Raw genomic sequence first — 23,033 nt, 5'->3', positions numbered from 1 at the left:
CGTGAGGACGAAAAAAAGAAGTATGTAAAATGACGGTGAAATTTCGCTTGCTTTTTTGTGCTGTTCTTATATACTTCAATTGTTATCCTTTCAATGTGTATGAACGAATGTTCAGGTAAGACTAATGATAGAAACGCTACGAAAAATCGAGGTGACAATAAATGGAATTATGGTATACGGAAAAGCAGACCGAACATTTTGGTATTACGGCCAAAATTAAACGGACGCTACATACAGAAAAGACCGACTTTCAGCAGCTCGATGTCATTGAGACAGAAGAGTTCGGGAACATGCTCGTTCTCGATGGAATGGTCATGACTACGGAAAAGGATGAGTTCGTTTATCATGAAATGGTGGCTCATGTTCCGCTCTTTACCCATCCGAACCCGAAACATGTCCTTGTCGTAGGCGGTGGTGATGGGGGGGTTATCCGTGAAGTGTTGAAGCACCCATCAGTGGAAAAAGCGACTCTTGTAGAAATCGACGGAAAGGTCATTGAGTACTCGAAAAAGTATTTACCTTCCATTGCGACGGCGCTTAATGACCCGCGTGTCGATGTTCAAGTCGATGATGGCTTTTTGCATATTGCCAAGGCTGAAAGTGCTTATGATGTCATTATGGTCGATTCTACAGAGCCAGTAGGGCCTGCGGTTAAACTTTTTGAAAAAGGGTTTTATCAAGGAATTGCGAAAGCCTTAAAAGAAGACGGGATTTTTGTTGCGCAAACCGATAACCCGTGGTTCCATGGTGAACTGATCCGCAAAGTCTATGCTGATGTGCAAGAAATTTTTCCAATCACCCGTTTGTATACAGCGAATATTCCAACCTATCCGAGCGGACTCTGGACATTTACAATTGGGTCGAAAACGTACGATCCACTACATGTGGAGCCGAGCCGTTTTTATGATATTGAGACAAAGTACTTCACAAAGGATCTCCATAAAGCCGCCTTTGCTTTGCCGCGATTTGTGGATGATTTGATCAAGTAAGGAAGGTGCAGCATGAGATTTGATGAAGCCTATTCAGGTAAAGTTTTCATTATGAGTCGTTCAAACTATGAGGAAAGCAAGGCGGTTATTTTTGGAATGCCGATGGACTGGACGGTGTCGTTCCGCCCAGGCTCGCGTTTCGGTCCAAACCGTATCCGTGAAGCTTCTCTCGGGCTAGAGGAATACAGTCCTTATATGGATAAGCACTTGGAAGAGGTAGCGTATTTTGATGCAGGGGATATGCTCCTTCCGTTCGGGAATCCGCAACGTAGCTTAGAGATGATTGAATCCTATGTGGACAAGCTGCTCGCTGATCAAAAGATGCCGATCGGTCTAGGCGGTGAGCACCTTGTGTCATGGCCGATTTTTAAAGCGATGCATAAGATTTATCCAGACATGGCGATCATTCATATCGATGCCCACGCCGATCTTCGTGAGGAGTATGAAGGGGAGCCGTTGTCCCATTCAACACCGATCCGTAAAGCGTGTTCGTTAATTGGCCCTGAGAATGTGTATTCGTTTGGCATTCGTTCAGGGATGCGGGAAGAGTTCCAATATGCGAAAGATTCCGGTATGTACATGGCCAAATTCGAGGTGGCAACGCCGCTAAAGGAAGTGTTGCCAAAGTTAGCGGGACGGAATGTCTATGTGACAATCGACATTGATGTGCTTGACCCGGCGTTTGCCCCAGGGACAGGTACGGCCGAAGCAGGTGGGATCTCATCGAAGGAGCTTCTAGAGGCGATTGTTGCGATTGCCCATTCCGATGTGAACGTCATCGGAGCGGATTTAGTCGAGGTCGCACCAGCGTATGATCCCTCTGAGAAAACGCCGATAGCCGCAAGTAAGTTCGTTCGTGAAATGTTGCTAGGTTGGGTGTAATCTATTTGAGGTCTGATTCACAACGTCCGGTGAATCGGGCCTCGTCGTTTTTAAGGATCTTGCAACCGTTATGTAAAGTCGCTACACTTGTAAAAGAAAGGTGTGCGTGCAGTGAAAAAACAAGAGAAACGCCATGTGCGAATTTTGTTTCAAACGAAAATTGACCGTCACGGAGAAATAGAAGACTATGAGTTCACGACAAAAGGGGAACTTTATCATAAAGGTACACAAGATTATCTTCGTTTTCAGGAAGTGCTGTCAGATCAAGAAAATGTGCAAACAACATTGAAGTGGGATGGACGTGAGCTCGTCTTGATTCGCCAAGGTGATGTTTTGATGCGTCAATCATTTTTACGCGGGATACAAACATCTGGGCGGTATGTGACACCACAAATTTCGTGGGAATCAGTGGCGACGACGGAGAGCGTAATTGTTCGATGGCCGCAAGGAAAACAAAAAGGTGTCATTCACCTTCGTTATCATTTTTCTTTGCAAGGGCAAGACACAGGAACCCATGATGTGCGTTTGACGTTGGAGGAGGAATAAGCATGAACAAAATGGAGCAGATGAAGCAGCAATTGAGAGAAGAAATTGTCGTAGCGGTAAAAGCAGCAGGGTTGGCGACCGATGAAACGATACCGGAAGTAATTCTTGAAACCCCAAAGGAGAAAGCCCATGGCGACTTTGCCACGAACATGGCAATGCAGCTTGCGAGAGTCGCTAAGAAAGCCCCGCGTCTTATTGCAGAAGAGCTGACAGCTAAGCTAGACCGTAAGCGGGCAGCGATCGAAAAAATAGAGATCGCAGGACCAGGCTTTATTAACTTCTTTCTCGATAATTCCTATTTACGCGAAATGATTCCGATCGTTTTGCGCGCTGAGAGCGCATACGGCGAAACGAATGTAGGAAAAGGAAAGAAGGTACAGGTTGAGTTTGTCTCTGCCAATCCGACGGGAAATCTTCATTTGGGGCATGCCCGTGGTGCGGCGGTGGGTGACGCATTATGCAACATTCTTGCTAAAGCAGGATATGATGTATCACGTGAGTATTACATTAACGATGCTGGTAATCAAATAAACAATCTCGCATTGTCATTAGAGGCGCGCTATTTCCAAGCACTTGGCATGGAGAAAGACATGCCTGAAGATGGGTACCATGGGGAAGACATTATTCAATTTGGAAAAGACCTTGCAGAGACGCATGGAGATAAGTTCGTTCATGAGTCGTCTGAAAAGCGGCTTGCATTTTTCCGAGAGTACGGCTTAAAGCGAGAATTAGAGAAAATTAAGTCTGACTTAGAGGAATTCCGCGTCCCGTTTGACAACTGGTATTCGGAAACGTCTCTTTACACAACGGGTAAAGTGGAAAAAACACTGAATGTCCTTAAGGAAAAAGGGAAGACGTACGAGCAAGACGGAGCCCTTTGGTTCCGTTCAACAGAATACGGTGATGATAAAGACCGGGTACTTGTGAAGAATGATGGAAGTTATACGTATTTAACACCGGACATTTCGTACCATGAAGACAAATTTTTACGAGGCTTTGAAAAGCTGATCAACATTTGGGGGGCCGACCATCATGGCTACATCCCACGGATGAAGGCGGCGATCCAAGCGCTCGGTTATGAAAAAGATCAGTTAGATGTTCAAATTATTCAAATGGTCAGCCTGTTCCAAAACGGCGAAAAAGTAAAAATGAGCAAGCGGACAGGAAAAGCCGTCACCCTTCGTGATCTTATGGAGGAAGTAGGGATTGATGCGACCCGTTATTTCTTTGCGATGCGCAGTGCCGATTCCCACTTAGACTTTGATATGGACTTAGCCGTATCAAAATCGAATGAAAACCCAGTCTATTACGTACAATATGCCCATGCACGAGTATGTAGCATGTTACGCAAAGGGAAAGAACTCGGTCTATCCTTTGATGAATCCACCGATTTGTCACCGATTGCTAGCGAAAAAGAATACGACTTGCTGAAGAAGATTGGTGAGTTCCCAGAAGTGGTCGCCGAAGCAGCACAAAAGCAAATGCCACATCGGATCACCAATTATGTGCATGAGCTTGCGTCCACCCTCCATAGTTTTTACAATGCCGAGCAGGTGATTAATCCAGAGAACGACGAGCAAAGCAAAGCGCGCCTCGCATTAATGAAAGCAACGCAAGTAACGCTCAAAAATGCCCTTTCCCTTGTTGGGGTTGAGGCACCAGAACGGATGTAAATGATTTTTAACTCCCTCTCAATGTTGAGAGGGAGTTTTCATACACTCATATGAAAAAGAATCGAAACCATCCTGCATTTATTAAGATGTTAAATATACTGTCACCTGAAGGCTTTCAATCCGTAAGTATAAACGGAGATGTTTAGCGAAAGGCGCCCACAAGCTCCTTTTGTTGCTTTGTTAAATCTTAAGAGGAGGTATAAACATGGATGTTATCCTTTGGACGGTGATCGTCCTTTTATTTATCCTTGGCTTTGTCGGATTAATCTTTCCCATCCTCCCCTCGATTTTGCTCATTTGGGCTGGATTTCTTTTATACATATGGGGAATTGGTGGGTCATTAAGCACGATGTTTTGGATTGGGATGGCCTTGTTCACCGTGCTTATTTTTGCCGCAGATGCGGTCGCCAACAGTTATTTTGTCAAACGTTACGGTGGCTCAAGGGCAGGAGGATGGGCTGCGATTATAGGTGTTATTGTGGGGGCATTTATTATTCCGCCATTCGGCATATTCATTGTTCCTTTCCTAGCAGTTTTTATCACCGAGTGGATCATCAAGCGCGATGTTCCGTTGGCATTCCAAATTGGGACGGCATCATTATTTGCGTTTTTAAGTAGCTCAATTGCAAAGCTCGTGATTCAACTTTTTATGATCGGCTGGTTTTTTCTCGAAGTCTGGTTATAGTAAGTACAAGGGTTGCTTGACAATCCTCCAAGTTTCCACTTAGAAAGGCAGGGGAATCGATGCAAGAGTTATTATTGGCCTTCGTGGCAGGATTAGCGGTAGGTTTTTTGTTCGCTTTGATTAAGCTACCGATCCCTGCTCCTCCTGCATTGGCAGGGATATTAGGGATTGTAGGTATTTATGTAGGATACAAGCTATACCAATGGATCTGGCCCATATGAATCGATGGAAGATAAGACAAGGAGGGAATGACAGATGCAAGCTTTCACAGCACATCGGCCGAAGCTTTATTATGAAGTAAGTGGCGAAGGGACCGCCATTCTTTTTATTCCTCCGCCAGCCATGGGGCACCTCACCTTTCACGAACAGGTGCGCGGGCTCACGAGTTGTTTTCAAGTGATTACCTATGATTTGCGGGGGAATGGCCGGAGTGAGACAACGGATGAACCAATCACTCTTGAGCAGATGGCGGAAGATGTGAAAGCGATTCTAGACGATCTTGGTGTAGAGCAGTCCATTGTGTGCGGGTATTCTAACGGGGCGTTAATTGCCCAGTTGTTTGCTCTAATGTATCCAGACAGATGTCTAGGAGTTGTAAGCATTAGCGGGTTTTCTGAGGTGAGTCCCCTTTTGTTAAAAAAGCAATACGACCTAGGCGTTTCTGTCACAGGAAGCGAGCATCTTGACTTCTTTGCATGGGTATTAGCCATTGCCCATTTTCAAGACAAGAAGGTAAGAAAAGAAATCCAGAAAGAAATTAAAAAGTCCGACCCTCATATGATTGAACAGCAGTACGCTGTTGGAAAACAGGGAAATGTGACAAGAGCGCTTCACCGGTTAACCGTTCCGTTACTTGTTTTATACGGGGATCATGATTATTACATTCATTCGACGAAGAGGCCTTTTATCGATCATGTGAAAGACCTTGAACTTGTCTACATTGATGGTTCGACACATCAAATACCAACGCACCATCCTGCTGAGTTGAACGGAATCATTCGCTCATGGGCGAAGCGGAAAGGATTATTTCCTTAAAATTGAAGGAGTGCCTTTGAAAGGTACTCTTTTTTACATGATTAGAGCTGTGGCCTTGCCGCCCTTTTATTTGGGAATGCTTAGTGTTAAAGAGCACCGACCTTATTCACTTGTTTCCTTTTTAACACGGGAGATAACTATGGTATAATATAGAGAACGCATGTTTGCTTCTCTGGAGGGATTTGAATGATCACTTTGTCTTTTGTCGAACAACAACATTTATCGGTGCTGGGCAACTTTTCATTGCCGCCAGAACAGCTACCATTTACAAGATTGCCGGTGGATGCACTCCGAGCATGTGAGGAAGATCCTACACGAACGCCCATCGTCATTTTGGCTGACCAAGAGCCTGTAGGCTTTTTCGTCCTCCATGAAGGGGAGGCAACGAAGGCGTACATAGAGGAAGAGGGGTTGCTACTCATTCGTAGCTTGGCGATTGACGAAAAGCAACAAGGGAAAGGATATGGAAAAAAAGCGATGCTCCTTCTCCCGGCTTTCGTTACTGTCCATTGGCCAAACATTCGCGAACTGTTTCTCGTCGTTAATGAGCGTAATGCAGCGGCTAAGCAATTGTACACTCGGGTAGGCTTTGAGGACCGTGGGCTACGCCGGGTAGGACCTATAGGGCCGCAGCGGATTCTTCATTATGATTTGCTTAAAATCAGTACTATGGAGGACAAAAAGTTATAAATTGAAAGGATGCCCTTTTACGCCCCCTTTGAAAGCTTCCACGCAGGGATCAAAGAATGAAAACGAAAAAGGGCACTTGCCACAGCGTGGATAATAACATAAAATCATTCGTTTAAAATGGGAATGGGGATACGTCACGTGTTTTGAAATAAAAACAGAAAAGCCTGAGTCGAACGGACTCAGGCTTGCCAGCTAAAAAAAACCAGAGAACAGGGTAGCTACTTGTTCTTTCGTACGATGGAAGAAGGAGCGGTTCGCGAGGTCCTCCATTTGAAGCCGTTCCGATATGGAAAAATCATAATCCAATTCTTCGCGAACGAGCTGAATCATCTCTTTGTCATATAAAATACAGTTGATTTCATAATTCAACCGAAAGCTGCGCTTATCAAAATTGGCTGTTCCTACATCGGCCAGCTTATTATCGATTACGATTGCCTTTCCATGAAAAAAGCCGCGATAGTAACGATAAATGTTGATGCCCCCTTCAAGGAGCTCCTTAAAGTAAGGGAACGCTGCTTCCTTCACGAGTGGGTGATCGCCTTTTTTCGGTACGAGTAGACGAACAGCCACCCCTCTAGCGGCTGCATCCAAAAGGGCATGGTGCAATTTTTCCCCAGGAATGAAGTAAGGGGTTCCGATCGTAATCGTTTCCTCCGCTTGTTCGACGAGTTGAAGAAAGCTGTCTTCTAAAAAAGAGCCGTTCGTTGGAATGATCCGTAGTTCATGGGGTCCTTTTGCCAATGGCGGATACAGCCAGCGATCTCTTGTGACAGGGAGTCGGGACTCTCGCTCCCAGTCTTGAATAAATTGATCCTGTAAATCTTGAACGCCATCCCCTGTCAGTCGAAGATGGTAGTCACGCCAAAAACCGAACTTCGGATCACGCCCTAAATACTCATCCCCGATGTTATAGCCACCAATGTAGCCCACCTTTCCGTCAATGACAGTGATTTTCCGATGATTACGGCGATTTAAAGAGAAGAACCAGTACGGAAAGCTGATCCGATGAGCGTACTCAAATTGCGCCCCTGCTTGCTTAAGGCTCTGAATGGAACGATTTTTTACATCGGCGCCGAATCGATCGACGAGCAACCGGACAGCCACCCCTTCCTTTGCTTTTTGTTCAAGGTGCTGAAGAATTTTTTTCCCGATGTGATCGTCCCGAAAGATATAAAATAAAATGTGAATGTGGTGTTCAGCAGCTTTTATGTCATGAATGAGGGAACCGATAAACTCATCGCCAGTTGGCAATAGTCGAACTGTCCCGTGGCGGATTGGTTGGTTTCGTCTAACGGCTTTCCCCCGTTGTTTCTTTAACCCTTGGGTGTAATCAAAGCGTAACCACAAAATAATCGCAACGATAAGAAATAAAAGTACGACTCCGATCATATCGTACCTCCTCCTGAATTCAACGTTAGTTGTAGCTTGCCCTTTTTCCGACCTACTAAAAATTAATTTAAAAAACTTTTATGAGTGAATACTCATTCATAAAAAGGTATGTTATAATAACAGCAAACAAAAATTGTCTATTTTCAAACTTTTTGTCTGTCATGGCCGTAATCGTATCGGCCTGTAAGGGGGAGGTTACATTTATGGAAGCGTTAACATGGGTGAACTGGATTGCCTTTCTTTTAGTAACGGGTTATGCCGTCTATCTGTTTGCAACGCTCGTTCGGACGAGAATTGCCTACATTAAGCTTGGGAAAAAGGCCGAATTTGACCACTCAATGCAGGAGCGTCTGCGCGAAATCTGGGTCAATGTTTTCGGGCAAAAGAAGCTCATGAAGGACAAAAAAAGTGGAATCATCCACCTCATGTTCTTCTACGGATTTTTACTCGTGCAGATCGGTGCGATTGACCTGATTTGGAAAGGGCTAGCCCCTGGGTCCCATATACCGCTTGGACCGCTCTATCCGTATTTCACTTTTTTCCAAGAGTTTGTCGTGCTCATGATCATTATTGCGGTCGTATGGGCGTTCCATCGTCGTTACATTGAGAAATTGGTTCGCCTTAAACGGGGCTGGAAATCAGGACTCGTCTTAATCTTTATCGGTGGACTAATGACATCAAAAATGATCGCAAAAGGAATGGAGATCATTTGGCTCGGGAAGCCACTTACTGGATTTGAACCTGTTGCCTCTGGTATTGCCGCTGCGACAAGTTGGATCGGGCCAACTGCAGCAGGGGCGTTGTTCTTTGTCTTTTGGTGGATGCACCTCTTATTTTTACTTACATTCCTCGTGTACGTACCACAATCGAAGCACGCACATTTGATTGCAGGTCCGGCGAATGTCTTTTTAGGTCGCACCCACAAAGTAGGGCAGCTGTCTTCGATAAACTTTGAGGACGAGGAGCAAGAAGTGTTTGGCGTCAACAAAATTGAAGATTTCAATCAAAAACAATTGCTCGATTTATATGCCTGTGTGGAGTGCGGGCGTTGTACGAATATGTGTCCAGCTACCGGAACGGGCAAGATGCTATCGCCAATGGATTTAATCGTAAAAATGCGCGATCATTTAACGGAAAAAGGAGCGGCCGTTACGTCCAAGTCCGCTTGGTTACCAAGTTATGCATTCTCTAATACGAAAGCGAATCAACTGGCGATGCAAGGAGCAGGAGGAGCAGAGGCTGCTGCTTCGTACGATGTAAGCCTAATTGGGGACGTTATTACAGAAGAAGAGATTTGGGCCTGTACGACGTGCCGGAACTGTGAGGATCAATGCCCGGTCATGAACGAACACGTCGACAAAATTATCGATATGCGTCGGTACCTCGTACTGACGGAAGGGAAGATGGATGCCGATGCTCAGCGTGCGCTAACCAATATCGAGCGGCAAGGAAACCCTTGGGGCATTAACCGAAAAGAGCGGGAGAAATGGCGTGAAGGCAGGGACGATATTCACGTTCCGACCGTTAAGGAAATGGAAAAAGCGGGCGAAGAATTCGAGTATTTGTTCTTTGCTGGCTCGATGGGCTCATATGATAAACGGAGTCAAAAAATCGCTCAATCGTTTGCGAAAGTGTTAAATGAAGCAGGGGTGACGTTTGCGATCATTGGAAACAAGGAGAAAAACTCTGGTGATACCCCGCGCCGTCTAGGGAATGAGTTTTTGTTCCAAGAGCTTGCGACCGCCAACATTGAATTATTCAAAAAGCATAACGTAAAGAAAATTGTTACGATCGACCCTCATGCTTACAACACCTTTAAGAACGAGTATCCTGAATTTGGACTGGAAGGGGTCGAAGTGTTCCACCACACGGAGCTACTGGCGAAGTTAATCAAAGAAGGAAAAGTCAAACCACAATACCCGGTAAACGAAAAAGTGGTTTATCACGATTCTTGTTATTTAGGTCGTTACAACGACGTATACGACCCACCACGTGAAATTTTGCAAGCGATTCCTGGTGTTGAGCTTGTGGAGATGGAGCGAAATCGCCAGGATGGTATGTGCTGTGGTGCTGGCGGAGGCATGATGTGGATGGAAGAGGATGCGGGCCAGCGTGTGAATGTCGCTCGTACGGAGCAAGCGCTTGAAGTTTCTCCTTCGGTCATCGGTAGTGGCTGTCCATACTGTTTAACGATGTTGAGTGATGGAACGAAAGCAAAAGAGGTGGAGGACGATGTACAAACGCTTGATATTGTTGAAATTTTAGAAAAATCTCTTGTCAAACAGGAGCCATCAGAAGTAAGCTAGAAGTAAATCATGGGTATTTGAGGCGGAAAGCGGTCGACCGCTTTCCTGCCCTCTTCTTTTAATGTAAGCGCTTAAATATATGATTATCGACTGAGCGTTCGCTCAGAATTGGAGGGGGAATTAGACTTGAAAACAGCCATCATTAGCGGCGTGAGAACACCTTTCGGGAAATTTGGCGGGAGTCTATCGACACTAACAGCTGCTCAGCTAGGGGGACATGCAATTCGTGAAACGTTAAAAAGGGCAAATTGGCGTGGGGAACGAGTCGACGATCTGATCATGGGGAATGTGTTGCAAGGGGGGCAAGGACAGCTTCCGTCAAGGCAAGCATTAAAAGAAGCCGGCTTACCGTGGAGCGTCCGTACGGAGACGATCAATAAAGTGTGCGCGAGCGGGATGCGTAGCGTGACATTGGCGGACCAGTTAATCCGCTCGGGGAGCTCAAAAGTCGTTGTAGCTGGGGGAATGGAATCGATGAGTCAAGCGCCTTACTATGTACCAAAGGCGCGTTGGGGCGCAAGAATGGGCCATGTGGAAATGATCGATGGCATGGTATTTGACGGACTAACATGTGCCTTCACAGGTGTTCATATGGGAACGTACGGAAATGGGACCGCACATGAGTTAGCGATCAGCCGAGAAGCCCAGGATGAATGGGCGTACCGTAGTCATCAGCGTGCCATTGCGGCCATCGGAGCAGGGCGGCTCGAAGAAGAGATCGTTCCGGTGGAAGTGCCGCAGCGAAAAGGGGAACCATTGCTCGTCGCATGTGATGAAGCGCCGCGAAAGGATACGTCAATGGAGTCACTGAAAAACCTTCGACCGGTGTTTGGCAAAGAAGGGACGATTACAGCCGGAAATGCTCCTGGAGTGAATGATGGTGCTGCCGCGATGTTGCTCATGTCTGAGGAGGAGGCGAAGAGCGCTGGCATGGCCCCATTAGCCATCATTGAAGGGCATACTGCGCTAGCGACCGAGCCGAAGGATTTCCCGAAAACACCGGGCCTTGTCATCCAAAAGCTATTACAGGACACTGGGAAAACGCCTGCTGAGATCGATTTGTTCGAAATTAATGAGGCTTTTGCCGCCGTTGCCCTTGCCAGTCAGCAAATCGCCGAGATTGACCCTGAAAAAGTAAATGTCAACGGTGGAGCCGTTGCGTTAGGTCATCCGATTGGTGCAAGTGGTGCACGCATCATCCTTACACTTGCCTACGAATTGCGCCGTCGAGGCGGGGGACTAGGCATTGCAGCGATCTGCAGTGGCGGAGGTCAAGGGGATGCTGTACTTATTCGCGTACCGTAAATGAATAAGAGAGGAGAACGAGGATGGACATTAAGCAAGTAATGGTCATTGGTGCAGGACAAATGGGATCTGGTATTGCTCACGTTCACGCTTTGGCCGGCTTCGAGGTCATGTTGTATGACCTTGATCAGGCTTCAATAGAGAAAGGAATTCAAACGATTACGAAGCAGTTGCAGCGCCAAGTGGAGAAAGGACGTATGACAGAGAGGGAAATGGACATCACCCTTAGCCGTATTCACCAGTCGACTGAGTTACAGGACGCCAAAAAAGCGGACTTTATCGTTGAGGCCGTCGTGGAGAATATGGAGGTGAAAACGAACCTTTTTGCTAAGCTTGATGACCTTGCTCCTGCTGACACGATTCTTGCTACGAATACGTCATCACTTCCGATCACAGAAATCGCTGCTGCTACCAACCGTCCAGAAAAAGTCATTGGCATGCACTTTATGAACCCTGTGCCTGTTATGAAGCTCGTGGAAATTATCCGCGGACTAGCAACAGCCGATGACGTGTACGAAACCGTAGAGGCACTAACGAAAAAGCTGAACAAAACACCAGTAGAAGTCAATGATTTCCCAGGTTTTGTCTCCAACCGCGTGCTCATGCCGATGATCAATGAGGCGATCTATACTGTGTACGAAGGGGTTGCAACTCCTGAAGCGGTGGATGAGGTGATGAAACTAGGGATGAACCATCCAATGGGCCCCCTTACACTTGCAGACTTTATCGGGCTGGACACATGCTTATACATTATGGAGACCCTCCATGAGGGGTTTGGTGATGACAAATATCGTCCGTGCCCGCTACTAAGAAAATATGTAAAGGCCGGTTGGCTCGGTAAGAAAACAGGTAGAGGGTTTTACGTCTATCACAAGTGATCGTTGAGAGAGGAAAAGCTTCATGAAGAAGGTGATGGGATGAATCTACGATGGACAGACGAACAAGAGATGATGCGGAAGATGGTTCGGGATTTTGCTCAAGAACGCATTGCTCCGTTCGTGGAAGAAATGGAAACGAACGACACGTTCCCGATGCACATTGTGAAAGAAATGGGGGAGCTTGGGTTAATGGGAATCCCGATTCCTGAAGCATACGGCGGGGCCGAGATGGATTTTACGTCGTACATTATCGCTATCCACGAGCTGTCTAAGGTAAGCGCTACGGTGGGGGTGATCCTTTCCGTTCATACCTCGGTAGGGACGAATCCGATTCTTTTTTTTGGCACAGAGGAACAGAAAGCGCGATTTATTCCGAAGCTTGCTAAGGGCGAATATTTAGGGGCTTTCGGGCTTACGGAACCGAGCGCGGGGTCGGATGCAGCCAATTTAAAAACAACGGCCTCTAAAAAAGGGGACCATTATCGGTTGAATGGCTCAAAAGTGTTTATTACGAATGGGGGCGCAGCCGATACGTATGTCGTGTTTGCCTCAACCAATCCAAGTGCTGGTCGAAAAGGGATTTCCGCATTTATAGTCGAGAAAGAGACGCCAGGCTTTACGGTCGGTAAAAAAGAGAAAAAAATGGGGCTCCACGGCTCCAATACGACAGAGCTTATTTTTGAAGATGCCCTTGTTCCGAAAGAAAATCTTTTAGGTGTAGAAGGGGACGGATACAAGATTGCGATGGCGAACTTGGAGGCTGGACGGATTGGGATAGCCGCACAGTCTTTAGGAATTGCCGAAGCTGCTTTAGAAGCAGCAACGTCATATGCGAAGGAACGAAAGCAATTTGGCAAATCGATTGGTCAGCAGCAAGCGATTGCTTTTAAACTCGCTGACATGGTGACACAAGTAGAGGCTGCCAAACTATTAACCTATCGTGCTGCACAATTAAAGCAGCAAGGTGTTTCATGTGCAAAGGAGTCTTCGATGGCTAAACTATTTGCGTCTAAAATCGCGATGAAGGCGGCGATAGAAGCAGTGCAAATTTTCGGGGGATACGGCTACACGAAGGAATATCCAGTCGAGCGCTACTTCCGTGATGCAAAGGTGTGCGAGATCTACGAAGGAACGAGTGAGATTCAGCGAATTGTCATCCACAAACATATTAGCGAATGAATAGGAGAAGGAGGGCTGGAGATGAACTTTTTGCTAACAGATGAACAGCAGATGATTAAAAAAATGGTTCGAGATTTTGCAGAGAATGAAGTTGCGCCCACAGCCGAGGAACGGGATGAAGAAGAGCGGTTTGACCGTGAGATTTTTGATCAGATGGCGGAGCTCGGCCTCACGGGTATTCCTTGGCCTGAAGAGTACGGAGGGATCGGGGCTGACTATGTTAGCTATGTCATTGCCGTGGAAGAGCTCTCAAGAGTCTGCGCCTCTACCGGTGTGACCCTTTCTGCCCACCTTTCGTTAGCGAGCTGGCCGGTATACAAATTTGGCACAGAAGAGCAGAAGCAGAAATTTCTACGGCCAATGGCAGAAGGAAAGAAAATTGGCGCCTACGGGTTAACCGAGCCTGGATCAGGATCGGATGCGGCGAACATGAAAACGACAGCTGTTTTAGAAGGCGATGACTACATTTTAAACGGCTCAAAAATTTTCATTACAAACGGCGGGATTGCCGATATTTATATCGTGTTTGCCGTGACCGAGCCAGAAAAGCGTCACAAAGGAGTGTCTGCCTTTATTGTTGAAGCGGATACACCTGGCTTTTCCGTCGGCAAAAAAGAAAAGAAACTGGGGATTCGCTCCTCACCGACGACGGAAATCATATTTGAAGATTGCCGGGTGCCGAAGGAAAATTTGCTAGGGAAAGAAGGCGACGGCTTCAAAATTGCGATGATGACCTTGGACGGTGGGCGTAACGGGATCGCCGCACAAGCGGTCGGCATCGCTCAAGGGGCGCTCGATGCTGCAGTTGCCTATGCGAATGAGCGAAAGCAGTTTGGCAAGCCGATTGGTCAGCAGCAAGGGATCGCTTTCAAACTCGCAGACATGGCGACAAAGGTAGAAGCGAGCCGGCTTCTCACCTATCAAGCCGCATGGAGAGAAAGCGAAGGCCTTTCCTACGGTAAAGAGTCAGCGATGTCGAAGCTGTTTGCTGGAGATACGGCCATGGATGTCACGGTGGAGGCGGTTCAAGTGTTCGGCGGGTACGGCTACACGAAAGAATATCCGGTGGAGCGCTACATGCGTGATGCGAAAATTACACAAATTTACGAAGGAACGAACGAAATTCAACGATTAGTTATCTCAAAAATGCTGTTGGCGGACTAAAAATTCGGTACAATGGATGTAATGTGGAACCTGTGGCTCGTCCCTCAAGTAGTAGTTAGTGGAGTCACCGGTTTTGATTGACGTTGATTTGTTGGCTCTGGCCAGCAAAAATCCATTCTAATGTACAAGAAAGAGGTTGTCCCCTGTGAAGAAAAAACAAGTACCTTCCATGGTGAAAGACCAACAGCTTATTAAAAAACGTCGTGAACAAATGATTAAAGGAGCGGTGTCCCTTTTTATCGAAAAAGGATTTCATCGAACGACTACCCGTGAAATTGCGAAGCAATCAGGCTTTAGTATTGGTACGCTTTACGAATATATTGGCTCCAAAGAAGATGTGCTTTACTTAGTATGTGACGCGATTTATGAAGAAGTAAGCGACCGACTAAGGCAGCAGCTTGACACGAAGGGGTCTGGAGTCGAGCGGTTGAAAAAAGCGATTGCTGCGTTGTTCCATGTGATTGACGAAATGCAGGAAGAGGTACTCGTCATGTACCAAGAGGCAAAATCGTTGCCTAAAGAAGCATTACCTTACGTATTGCAAAAGGAAATGGATATGACCGAACTCATGGAGCGCATCATTCAAGAATGTGTCGATGGGGGAGGTCTTGAACTAGAAGAGCAGGAAATCAAGCTGCTCGCTCATAATATTCTCGTCTCTGCTCATATGTGGACGTTTAGACGGTGGGCCATTCAAAAATTGTACACTCTTGAAGAGTATACGAATCTACAAATCAAGCAGTTGTTAAAAGGAGTTACAGAGCCTATAAAGGAGGTCTAACGAATGGGAACGGTTGAGACGTACCGACCGAAGCACCATGTTCGTTTTGTTACTGCGTCCAGCTTATTTGATGGTCATGATGCCTCCATTAACATTATGCGGCGCATCCTCCAGTCGAGCGGGGCTGAGGTGATTCACCTTGGCCACAACCGCTCCGTTGAGGAAATTGTAAGCGCTGCCATACAAGAGGACGTGCAAGGAATTGCGATTTCATCCTATCAGGGGGGACATGTGGAGTTTTTCAAATATTGTTATGACCTGCTTCAAGAAAAAGGTGCCGGTCACATTCGCATCTATGGCGGTGGAGGCGGTGTCATTACGCCACCTGAGATTCGCGAGCTACATGAATACGGAATTTCTCGCATTTTTTCCCCTGATGATGGCCGGAAGCACGGCCTGCAAGGCATGATCAATCAAATGCTTGAAGAATGTGATTTTCCAACTGTGAAAGACATCGAAAATGAATTTGAACAACTAAAGGAAAAAAATGTCCGTGCGGTTGCGCGGCTCATTACGATGGCAGAAGAGCAAGCAAAAACAAAAGAAGCGGCTGTAACGCTTGACGATAAGTTGGTCAGCTTAAAGAAGCTGAACCAACCTAGTCCTCCAGTACTCGGGATTACGGGAACGGGGGGAGCAGGGAAAAGCTCACTAACCGACGAATTGGTGCGCCGTTTTTTAAATGAGTTTACCGATAAAACAGTGGCGATCCTTTCCATTGATCCGACGAAGCAAAAAACAGGAGGAGCGCTCCTAGGTGACCGTATTCGAATGAATGCGATCCACTCGCCGCGGGTCTTTATGCGAAGCTTAGCCACACGGGGCTCCCGCACAGAGATCTCCGAAAGCATTCGTGACGCGATCGCAGTCGTAAAAGCTGCAGCCTATGACCTTGTCATTGTGGAGACGAGCGGAATTGGTCAAGGGGATGCGGAGATTACCGAAATTGCCGATATCTCCATGTATGTGATGACAAGTGAGTACGGGGCACCTTCCCAATTAGAGAAGATCGATATGATTGACTTTGCCGATGTGATCGCGATTAACAAGTTTGACCGAAAAGGCTCGGAGGATGCGTTACGCCATGTTCGTAAACAGTATCAGCGCTCTCACCAACGCTTTGACGAGCCGCTAGAGGCGATGCCGGTTTACGGGACGATTGCAAGTCAGTTTAACGACATAGGTACGAACACGTTATTTGCTGCGGTTATCGACATCTTAAATAAAAAATGCAAAACAAGCTGGGACACATCAATCGAGACAAGTAAGGAAGTCATGAAACAAAATATCATCATTCCACCAGAACGAACGCAATATTTGCGTGATATCGTGCAAACCGTTAAGCAATATAAACAACATACAGAAGAGCAGGTTCAGATTGCCCGTAAGCTCTATCAAATCGAAGGAACGATTGCTGCTTTAAAGGAACATGGTCAGGATACAGAGGAAGCCTTACAGCAGCTCGAAGCAACAAAGGCCATGTACGAACAAAAACTTCATCCTGAATGCAAGGCAATCCTTGATCAATGGGAGGCGAAAAAAGCAGCCTATTCAGGTGATACGTTCGTGATGAACATTCGCGGCAAGGAAATTGAGACTGAATTGACGACGGAAAGCTTAGCGGGTTTGAAAATTCCGAAAGTGGCGCTACCGAAATTTGCAGATTGGGGCGAAATCTTACGTTGGTCTATGCTGGAAAATGTGCCTGGGTCCTTCCCATTTACAGCAGGCGTGTTTCCGTTCAAGCGTAAAGGCGAGGACCCGAAACGTCAATTTGCAGGAGAAGGGACACCTGAGCGGACGAACCGTCGCTTTCACTATTTATCGAAAGACGATGAAGCGAAGCGCCTCAGTACAGCGTTTGATTCGGTTACGCTATACGGAGAGGATCCGGATTATCGTCCAGATATTTACGGCAAAGTTGGCGAAAGTGGCGTCAGCATTTGTACGCTCGATGACATGAAAAAACTCTATGCAGGGTTTGACCTATGTGCGCCATCCACGTCTGTATCAATGACGATCAACGGTCCTGCCCCAATCATATTGGCGATGTTTTTGAATACGGCGATTGATCAGCAGGTGGAAGCATTTCAACGTGAGAATGACCGAGTACCAAGTGAAGAGGAGCTTGCTGATATTAAGGCGCGCACGCTTGCAACGGTTAGGGGAACCGTTCAGGCCGACATTTTAAAAGAGGATCAGGGGCAGAACACGTGTATTTTCTCGACGGAATTTGCTTTGCGGATGATGGGAGACATTCAACAATATTTTATCGATCATCACGTAAGAAACTACTACTCGGTTTCCATTTCGGGGTATCACATTGCCGAGGCAGGAGCGAATCCGATCAGCCAGCTCGCTTTTACGCTTGCCAATGGCTTTACGTACGTTGAATACTATTTAAGCCGTGGCATGGATATTAATGACTTTGCTCCAAATCTGTCGTTCTTCTTTAGCAATGGGCTTGATCCAGAATATACGGTCATTGGCCGCGTCGCTCGGCGCATTTGGTCAACCGTGATGAAGCATAAGTACGGAGCAAATGAGCGTAGTCAAAAACTAAAATATCATATCCAGACTTCCGGTCGCTCTCTCCACGCCCAAGAAATCGACTTCAATGACATCCGTACGACGCTTCAAGCGCTTATGGCCATTTATGACCATTGCAACTCGCTCCATACGAATGCGTACGACGAGGCCATCACGACGCCCACGGAGCAATCGGTTCGACGGGCAATGGCGATCCAAATGATCATTACGAAGGAGCTAGGGCTAGCCAAAAATGAAAACTCGCTGCAAGGCTCGTTTATTATCGAAGAGCTCACCGAGTTAGTGGAAGAGGCGGTCCTTGCCGAACTCGAACAAATCAATGACCGTGGCGGTGTGCTTGGGGCAATGGAGACCCAATATCAGCGCAGTAAAATTCAAGAGGAATCCATGCACTATGAGATGAAGAAGCATAGTGGGGAACTTCCAATCATCGGTGTGAACACGTATATAAATCCGAACGAACAGGATGAAGAAACGTTTGATTTGGAACTGGCACGGGCAACAAAGGAAGAAAAAGAGCAACAGATTGCTAATCTAAAGGCATTTCAAGAACGGCATAAGGAGATAGCGCCAGAGGCATTGAAGGCGCTACAAGAGACTGCTGTAAATGGTGGGAACATCTTCGCTGAGCTTATGGAAACGGTAAAAGTTGCAAGCTTGGGACAAATTACGAGAGCATTGTATCAAGTTGGAGGGCAATACCGGAGAAATATGTAATGGAATGATATTTCCATGTCTCGACTCATTGCAACGTTATGTCTTTAGTCTAAACCGCCTGTTATAGGCGGCTTTTTCTATCCTTTGAGAATGAGGCCCTTCATAATCTTATTATTTTTACCGAAAATACTTATAACGACTCTTCTAGAAATGAAGACCGTTTCCTTTGCAATTTAGAAGGTTTTTCCGCATTTAAAATAGATTATAATGAAAACAGTGGTAAAATGTAACTGAATATGAACATGTTGCGTAGGGTGGTTTCTCAATGGATTTGGATTGGAAAGTCGGAGATAGAATGACGAAAGATCTTTTCAGCAAACAAGGGGATCTTTTAGTTCGTGAAGGGACACTGCTTACACCAGAATTAATCAAACGGTTGCTTGAAAGCGATCTAGACTTGGGACGTATCAATGAGGATGACTGGCTTTTTGTTCAAAGAGAGCGAGCGATGAAAGAGACGATGGCAGAGCTTGAGAAAATATTCACACAGATTCATACAAACAACCAAATTATCCAAGAGGTTGAAACCTCTATCGTTCCACAAGTCGAGCAAATGACGGCCGAAAAAGATTTGGCGAAGCTATTGCATGTCATTAAAGCAAAGGATGACTATACATACAGGCATACCGTGGGAGTATCCATCCTTTCAAGGCTGATCGGAACGTGGCTGAAGTTAGATGAAGTCATTTTGAAAGAGCTTACCCTAGGAGCGGTTCTCCATGATATTGGGAAGGTCGAGATTCCTGATGCTATTTTAAATAAACCAGGTGCATTGACGAAGGATGAGTATCGAATCATCCAAGATCACACGGTGAAAGGCTACCGCATTATTCAAGAATCAGGAATCTATTCAGATACGGTCGCGCTCATGGCTCTCGAACATCACGAGCGGGAGGATGGTACAGGGTACCCCTATCAAAAAACGAGAAATGAGATTCATCTTCTATCAAAAATTCTAGCGGTAGCCGATGTATTCCATGCGATGACATCCGACCGCATCTACCGTAAGGGCATGGCCTTGTATGACGTTTTGCTACAAATGAGGCAAGATCGGTTCGGAAAGCTAGAGCCGAGAATTACTGATTTTTTTGTCCGCCGCTTTATGGAACAATGCATTGGAAGCAAAGCTCGTTTAAACGATGGTTCAAGAGTAGAGATCGTCTTTATTCCGTATGAAAACCCTATTTGTCCGATAGTCAAACAGGGGACAAGCTATATTGACTTACGAATGTCTCCCCTCTATATTCAGGAGCTAATCCCTGTAACGGTCAAGGTTTAGCAAGTGTACACGTAATCAATCCATCGTTCTGATTAAACGAACTAGCATAAACTTGGGAAATGTGTTTATAATGAAACGTATGATTTCTAAATAAAATACGTGCGTAAACTTTAAGAATGATAGATGATTCATGAAAGGAAGTGCTCGCCGTGAAATTAGCAGAGCTATCGAAAGAAGAAATTCAAGAACTTTCCATGGTGGAAGTTGCGTACTTAGTGATGAAGGAAACAAAAGAGCCTTTTAACTATCAGGATTTACTTAAAAAAGTGGCAGAATTAAAAGGAATGTCTGAAGAGCAAATGCTTGATCGCATCGGTTATCTGTATACGGATCTAAACATCGACGGTCGCTTTGTTACTTTAGGTGACAATCGTTGGGGCTTAAGAAGCTGGTACCCATTAGAGCAAGTAGAGGAAGAAATCACGGGACCGACGAAGAAAAAAGCGAAGGCGAAGGCTGAAGAAGAAGTAGATGAGCTTGATGAGAATATCGAAGTGTTCGATGATGAGTTTGAGGATTTAGAAGACGAGCTCGATGAACTGGCAGAGAGCGAAGATGCGGATGAGGAAGATGAAGAGTTCGATGAAGGGGACGACATTGACGAACTCGATGACGAATTCGAAGAGTCAGACGATGATCTATAAGTAAATCATCGCTTGACTTCTCATAAAGAACTCGGTAGAATCATTTTTGGGCTAAAGAAATCAATACTTCTAAAAAAATAAAAAGCAAAAGTGGCCCCCTGTTGAACAGGGAAAAGTGTCACTTTTGTTTTTTTGTTTTAGTTCGGAAATAATGATTCATGCTAAGAGAATGAAACACGACTAACGTTGACCGTGTCTCGTAAAGAAAAGCCTCCCATTTTCAGCAAGTACGTAGCTCTTGGGCAATTTTTGAAAAGGAGACGGTTAGATGACGACAAAGTACATTTTTGTGACAGGTGGGGTTGTATCCTCATTAGGAAAAGGAATTACCGCGGCATCCCTCGGTCGATTGTTAAAGAATCGCGGGATGAAGGTGACGATCCAAAAGTTCGATCCGTACATCAATGTTGATCCTGGGACGATGAGTCCTTATCAGCACGGGGAAGTATTTGTCACAGATGATGGCGCTGAAACCGATTTGGATCTCGGGCACTATGAACGTTTTATTGATATTAATTTGAATAAAAACAGCAATGTGACGACAGGGAAAATTTACTCCTCTGTACTTAAGAAGGAGCGTCGTGGCGATTACCTTGGCGGAACAGTCCAAGTCATCCCCCACGTTACGAACGAGATTAAAGAGAGGGTGTTTCGTGCAGGGCGTGAGACCAATGCGGATGTGGTCATTACCGAGATTGGTGGAACAGTTGGCGATATTGAAAGCTTGCCATTTTTAGAAGCGATTCGCCAAATTAAGAGTGACATCGGTGTTGATAATGTCATGTACATCCACTGTACGCTTATTCCTTATTTAGCTGCAGCAGGTGAGATGAAATCAAAGCCGACCCAGCATAGTGTTAAAGAGCTCCGTAGCCTTGGAATCCAGCCGAACGTGATTGTCGTACGAACAGAAAAGCCAGTTCCTGAAGAAATGAAGGAAAAAATTGCGCTATTTTGTGATATTCGTGTAGACTCTGTTATTGAGGCGCGCGATGCAGATACGCTTTATGAAGTGCCATTAGACTTACAAGCGCAAAATCTCGATCAAATCGTTTGTGATCATTTAAACCTTTCTTGCCAAGAAGCGGATATGACAGAGTGGAAATCACTCGTCGAGAAGGTGAAAAATCTATCAGGCCTTGTGAAAATCGCCCTTGTCGGCAAATATGTGGCATTACCAGATGCTTACTTATCTGTAGCCGAGGCTTTGCGTCATGCCGGCTATGCTTTTGATGCAGATATTAACATTAAATGGGTTGATTCGGAAGATGTAACGGCAGAAAACGTTGCCGAACAATTGCAGGGAGTGGATGGTATTCTCGTTCCCGGAGGCTTTGGTGATCGAGGAATCGAAGGCAAGATCGAAGCAATCCGCTATGCGCGTGAGCAAAAAATACCGTTTTTAGGGATTTGCTTGGGGATGCAATTAGCTTCAATTGAGTTTGCTCGCAATGTCCTTGGGTTGGAAGGCGCTCATTCTGCGGAAATTAATCCAGATACGCCGCATCCAATTATCGATTTGTTGCCAGAACAAAAAGATGTAGAAGATATGGGAGGAACGCTCCGCTTAGGCCTTTATCCTTGCAAGCTGAAGAACGGAACACTTGCCCAATCAGCTTACAATGACCAAGTGATTTATGAGCGTCACCGTCATCGATATGAATTTAATAATGAATACCGTGAGCAAATGGAAGCCAAAGGCTTTATGTTCTCTGGGACGAGTCCTGATGGACGGCTCGTGGAAATTGTTGAGCTAGGTGATCATCCGTTTTTTATCGCCTCTCAGTTCCATCCGGAGTTCGTTTCACGACCAACACGGCCTCAGCCGTTATTCCGAGAATTTATCCAAGCTTCCTTACGAAAATGAGGCTGGACAAAACACAGTTAATAAGAGTGGCACTTTCACCTCCGGTGAGTGCCACTCTTATTTTATAGGGAGTTGATTGTTTCAAAAACCATTCGCTTGCCGCGGGAAAGGCTTCAGCTAATCGGGGGAAAGCGCCCCATGGATCTTCAGCTCTTGCTTTTCCCGCAGGCGTCTCGTGATTTTGACAATCAACTTGAAAACGTCCGTCTAGTTATGCGTAAACACAAAAAGGATACGTTGCGCCTATTCCTTGATAAGATTAAACATCAATTCTTTGAACTTCCAGACGACATTGTCGCAAGTGCTGGATATGGCATGACAATGAGGAAAAGACTAGGACGTACTGAGAATAGAAAGCGCACACCCTACTCAGTACAATACCGATCATAAAGAGCCATAAACGCCAATCAAACAACAAGACGATTCCATGCATACTGATCAATTTATTTTGGTGCCCAGAACTTTTTTTACTTT

The 23,033-nt window shown here is 45.9% G+C and carries 20 protein-coding genes; 19 read left to right on the top strand and 1 reads right to left on the bottom strand.

What is annotated here, in order from left to right; all coding sequences use genetic code 11:
- Positions 1-161 precede the first annotated feature (161 nt).
- The 8 genes from speE (at position 162) to FED51_RS19435 (ending at position 6,500) form a co-directional block, all read left to right on the top strand.
- The gene (gene speE / locus FED51_RS19470; protein ID WP_010899936.1) at positions 162-989 is read left to right on the top strand and encodes a polyamine aminopropyltransferase; all 828 of its coding nucleotides are present in this window, start codon (positions 162-164) and stop codon (positions 987-989) included.
- A 12-nt stretch (positions 990-1,001) separates the two neighbouring features.
- Positions 1,002-1,871 carry an agmatinase gene (speB, locus tag FED51_RS19465; protein WP_053430131.1) on the top strand — a complete coding sequence of 290 codons (870 nt, stop codon included), beginning with the start codon at positions 1,002-1,004 and terminating at the stop codon, positions 1,869-1,871.
- Positions 1,872-1,982: 111 nt separating this feature from the next.
- Complete coding sequence (locus FED51_RS19460; protein WP_053430132.1) at positions 1,983-2,417, top strand: YwiB family protein; 435 nt, start codon at positions 1,983-1,985, stop codon at positions 2,415-2,417.
- Between the two features lie 2 nt (positions 2,418-2,419).
- Positions 2,420-4,090 (top strand): arginine--tRNA ligase, encoded by a 1,671-nt coding sequence (gene argS / locus FED51_RS19455; RefSeq protein WP_053430133.1) that lies wholly within the window; start codon positions 2,420-2,422, stop codon positions 4,088-4,090.
- Between the two features lie 205 nt (positions 4,091-4,295).
- The gene (locus FED51_RS19450; RefSeq protein WP_010899932.1) at positions 4,296-4,775 is read left to right on the top strand and encodes a DUF456 domain-containing protein; all 480 of its coding nucleotides are present in this window, start codon (positions 4,296-4,298) and stop codon (positions 4,773-4,775) included.
- Positions 4,776-4,834: 59 nt separating this feature from the next.
- Positions 4,835-4,996: a XapX domain-containing protein gene (locus FED51_RS19445; RefSeq protein WP_010899931.1), complete on the top strand. Its 162-nt coding sequence runs from the start codon at positions 4,835-4,837 to the stop codon at positions 4,994-4,996.
- 34 nt (positions 4,997-5,030) lie between these two features.
- The gene (locus tag FED51_RS19440; RefSeq protein ID WP_053430134.1) at positions 5,031-5,810 is read left to right on the top strand and encodes an alpha/beta fold hydrolase; all 780 of its coding nucleotides are present in this window, start codon (positions 5,031-5,033) and stop codon (positions 5,808-5,810) included.
- Positions 5,811-5,996: 186 nt separating this feature from the next.
- On the top strand, positions 5,997-6,500 hold the full coding sequence (locus FED51_RS19435) for a GNAT family N-acetyltransferase (RefSeq protein ID WP_053430135.1): 504 nt from the start codon (positions 5,997-5,999) through the stop codon (positions 6,498-6,500).
- 192 nt (positions 6,501-6,692) lie between these two features.
- Here the strand turns inward: FED51_RS19435 and cls are convergent, their stop codons facing one another.
- Complete coding sequence (gene cls, locus FED51_RS19430; RefSeq protein ID WP_053430136.1) at positions 6,693-7,889, bottom strand: cardiolipin synthase; 1,197 nt, start codon at positions 7,887-7,889, stop codon at positions 6,693-6,695.
- Positions 7,890-8,092: 203 nt separating this feature from the next.
- On the opposite strand from cls, the gene FED51_RS19425 reads away from it, so the two are divergent.
- The 11 genes from FED51_RS19425 (at position 8,093) to FED51_RS19375 (ending at position 22,949) form a co-directional block, all read left to right on the top strand.
- Positions 8,093-10,195 carry a (Fe-S)-binding protein gene (locus FED51_RS19425; RefSeq protein WP_053430137.1) on the top strand — a complete coding sequence of 701 codons (2,103 nt, stop codon included), beginning with the start codon at positions 8,093-8,095 and terminating at the stop codon, positions 10,193-10,195.
- Positions 10,196-10,321: 126 nt separating this feature from the next.
- Entirely contained in the window at positions 10,322-11,500 is a 1,179-nt protein-coding gene (locus FED51_RS19420) for an acetyl-CoA C-acetyltransferase (RefSeq protein ID WP_053430138.1), read from the top strand.
- A gap of 23 nt (positions 11,501-11,523) precedes the next feature.
- On the top strand, positions 11,524-12,378 hold the full coding sequence (locus tag FED51_RS19415) for a 3-hydroxybutyryl-CoA dehydrogenase (protein WP_053430139.1): 855 nt from the start codon (positions 11,524-11,526) through the stop codon (positions 12,376-12,378).
- Between the two features lie 39 nt (positions 12,379-12,417).
- Positions 12,418-13,557, top strand: a complete 1,140-nt coding sequence (locus tag FED51_RS19410; RefSeq protein ID WP_053431909.1) for an acyl-CoA dehydrogenase — start codon at positions 12,418-12,420, stop codon at positions 13,555-13,557.
- 21 nt (positions 13,558-13,578) lie between these two features.
- A complete protein-coding gene (locus tag FED51_RS19405) occupies positions 13,579-14,721 on the top strand; it encodes an acyl-CoA dehydrogenase (RefSeq protein ID WP_053430140.1) in 1,143 nt (380 codons plus the stop codon).
- A 145-nt stretch (positions 14,722-14,866) separates the two neighbouring features.
- On the top strand, positions 14,867-15,502 hold the full coding sequence (locus FED51_RS19400) for a TetR/AcrR family transcriptional regulator (protein ID WP_041820977.1): 636 nt from the start codon (positions 14,867-14,869) through the stop codon (positions 15,500-15,502).
- Between the two features lie 3 nt (positions 15,503-15,505).
- The gene (gene icmF, locus FED51_RS19395) at positions 15,506-18,769 is read left to right on the top strand and encodes a fused isobutyryl-CoA mutase/GTPase IcmF (protein ID WP_053430141.1); all 3,264 of its coding nucleotides are present in this window, start codon (positions 15,506-15,508) and stop codon (positions 18,767-18,769) included.
- A gap of 265 nt (positions 18,770-19,034) precedes the next feature.
- A complete protein-coding gene (locus FED51_RS19390) occupies positions 19,035-20,048 on the top strand; it encodes an HD-GYP domain-containing protein (RefSeq protein ID WP_053430142.1) in 1,014 nt (337 codons plus the stop codon).
- A 149-nt stretch (positions 20,049-20,197) separates the two neighbouring features.
- Positions 20,198-20,692 carry a DNA-directed RNA polymerase subunit delta gene (gene rpoE / locus FED51_RS19385; RefSeq protein WP_053430143.1) on the top strand — a complete coding sequence of 165 codons (495 nt, stop codon included), beginning with the start codon at positions 20,198-20,200 and terminating at the stop codon, positions 20,690-20,692.
- A gap of 268 nt (positions 20,693-20,960) precedes the next feature.
- Positions 20,961-22,559, top strand: a complete 1,599-nt coding sequence (locus FED51_RS19380) for a CTP synthase (RefSeq protein ID WP_053430144.1) — start codon at positions 20,961-20,963, stop codon at positions 22,557-22,559.
- 138 nt (positions 22,560-22,697) lie between these two features.
- Positions 22,698-22,949: a hypothetical protein gene (locus tag FED51_RS19375; protein WP_053430145.1), complete on the top strand. Its 252-nt coding sequence runs from the start codon at positions 22,698-22,700 to the stop codon at positions 22,947-22,949.
- The last annotated feature ends 84 nt before the right edge of the window (positions 22,950-23,033 follow it).

This window comes from Halalkalibacterium halodurans, assembly GCF_005671335.1.
GTDB classification, from domain to species: Bacteria; Bacillota; Bacilli; order Bacillales; family Bacillaceae_D; genus Halalkalibacterium; species Halalkalibacterium halodurans.
The sequence above is the reverse complement of the archived record's forward strand: the minus strand, read 5'-3'. Positions and strand labels throughout refer to the sequence as shown.

What these genes read in the sequence shown, in the direction of transcription:
- speE (WP_010899936.1), top strand. Translation starts at nt 162, where the DNA reads ATGGAATTATGGTATACGGAAAAGCAGACCGAACATTTTGGTATTACG.
- speB (WP_053430131.1), top strand. Translation starts at nt 1,002, where the DNA reads ATGAGATTTGATGAAGCCTATTCAGGTAAAGTTTTCATTATGAGTCGT.
- argS (WP_053430133.1), top strand. Translation starts at nt 2,420, where the DNA reads ATGAACAAAATGGAGCAGATGAAGCAGCAATTGAGAGAAGAAATTGTC.
- FED51_RS19450 (WP_010899932.1), top strand. Translation starts at nt 4,296, where the DNA reads ATGGATGTTATCCTTTGGACGGTGATCGTCCTTTTATTTATCCTTGGC.
- FED51_RS19445 (WP_010899931.1), top strand. Translation starts at nt 4,835, where the DNA reads ATGCAAGAGTTATTATTGGCCTTCGTGGCAGGATTAGCGGTAGGTTTT.
- FED51_RS19440 (WP_053430134.1), top strand. Translation starts at nt 5,031, where the DNA reads ATGCAAGCTTTCACAGCACATCGGCCGAAGCTTTATTATGAAGTAAGT.
- FED51_RS19435 (WP_053430135.1), top strand. Translation starts at nt 5,997, where the DNA reads ATGATCACTTTGTCTTTTGTCGAACAACAACATTTATCGGTGCTGGGC.
- cls (WP_053430136.1), bottom strand. Translation starts at nt 7,889, where the DNA reads ATGATCGGAGTCGTACTTTTATTTCTTATCGTTGCGATTATTTTGTGG.
- FED51_RS19425 (WP_053430137.1), top strand. Translation starts at nt 8,093, where the DNA reads ATGGAAGCGTTAACATGGGTGAACTGGATTGCCTTTCTTTTAGTAACG.
- FED51_RS19415 (WP_053430139.1), top strand. Translation starts at nt 11,524, where the DNA reads ATGGACATTAAGCAAGTAATGGTCATTGGTGCAGGACAAATGGGATCT.
- FED51_RS19410 (WP_053431909.1), top strand. Translation starts at nt 12,418, where the DNA reads ATGAATCTACGATGGACAGACGAACAAGAGATGATGCGGAAGATGGTT.
- FED51_RS19405 (WP_053430140.1), top strand. Translation starts at nt 13,579, where the DNA reads ATGAACTTTTTGCTAACAGATGAACAGCAGATGATTAAAAAAATGGTT.
- icmF (WP_053430141.1), top strand. Translation starts at nt 15,506, where the DNA reads ATGGGAACGGTTGAGACGTACCGACCGAAGCACCATGTTCGTTTTGTT.
- FED51_RS19390 (WP_053430142.1), top strand. Translation starts at nt 19,035, where the DNA reads ATGGATTTGGATTGGAAAGTCGGAGATAGAATGACGAAAGATCTTTTC.
- FED51_RS19380 (WP_053430144.1), top strand. Translation starts at nt 20,961, where the DNA reads ATGACGACAAAGTACATTTTTGTGACAGGTGGGGTTGTATCCTCATTA.
- FED51_RS19375 (WP_053430145.1), top strand. Translation starts at nt 22,698, where the DNA reads ATGGATCTTCAGCTCTTGCTTTTCCCGCAGGCGTCTCGTGATTTTGAC.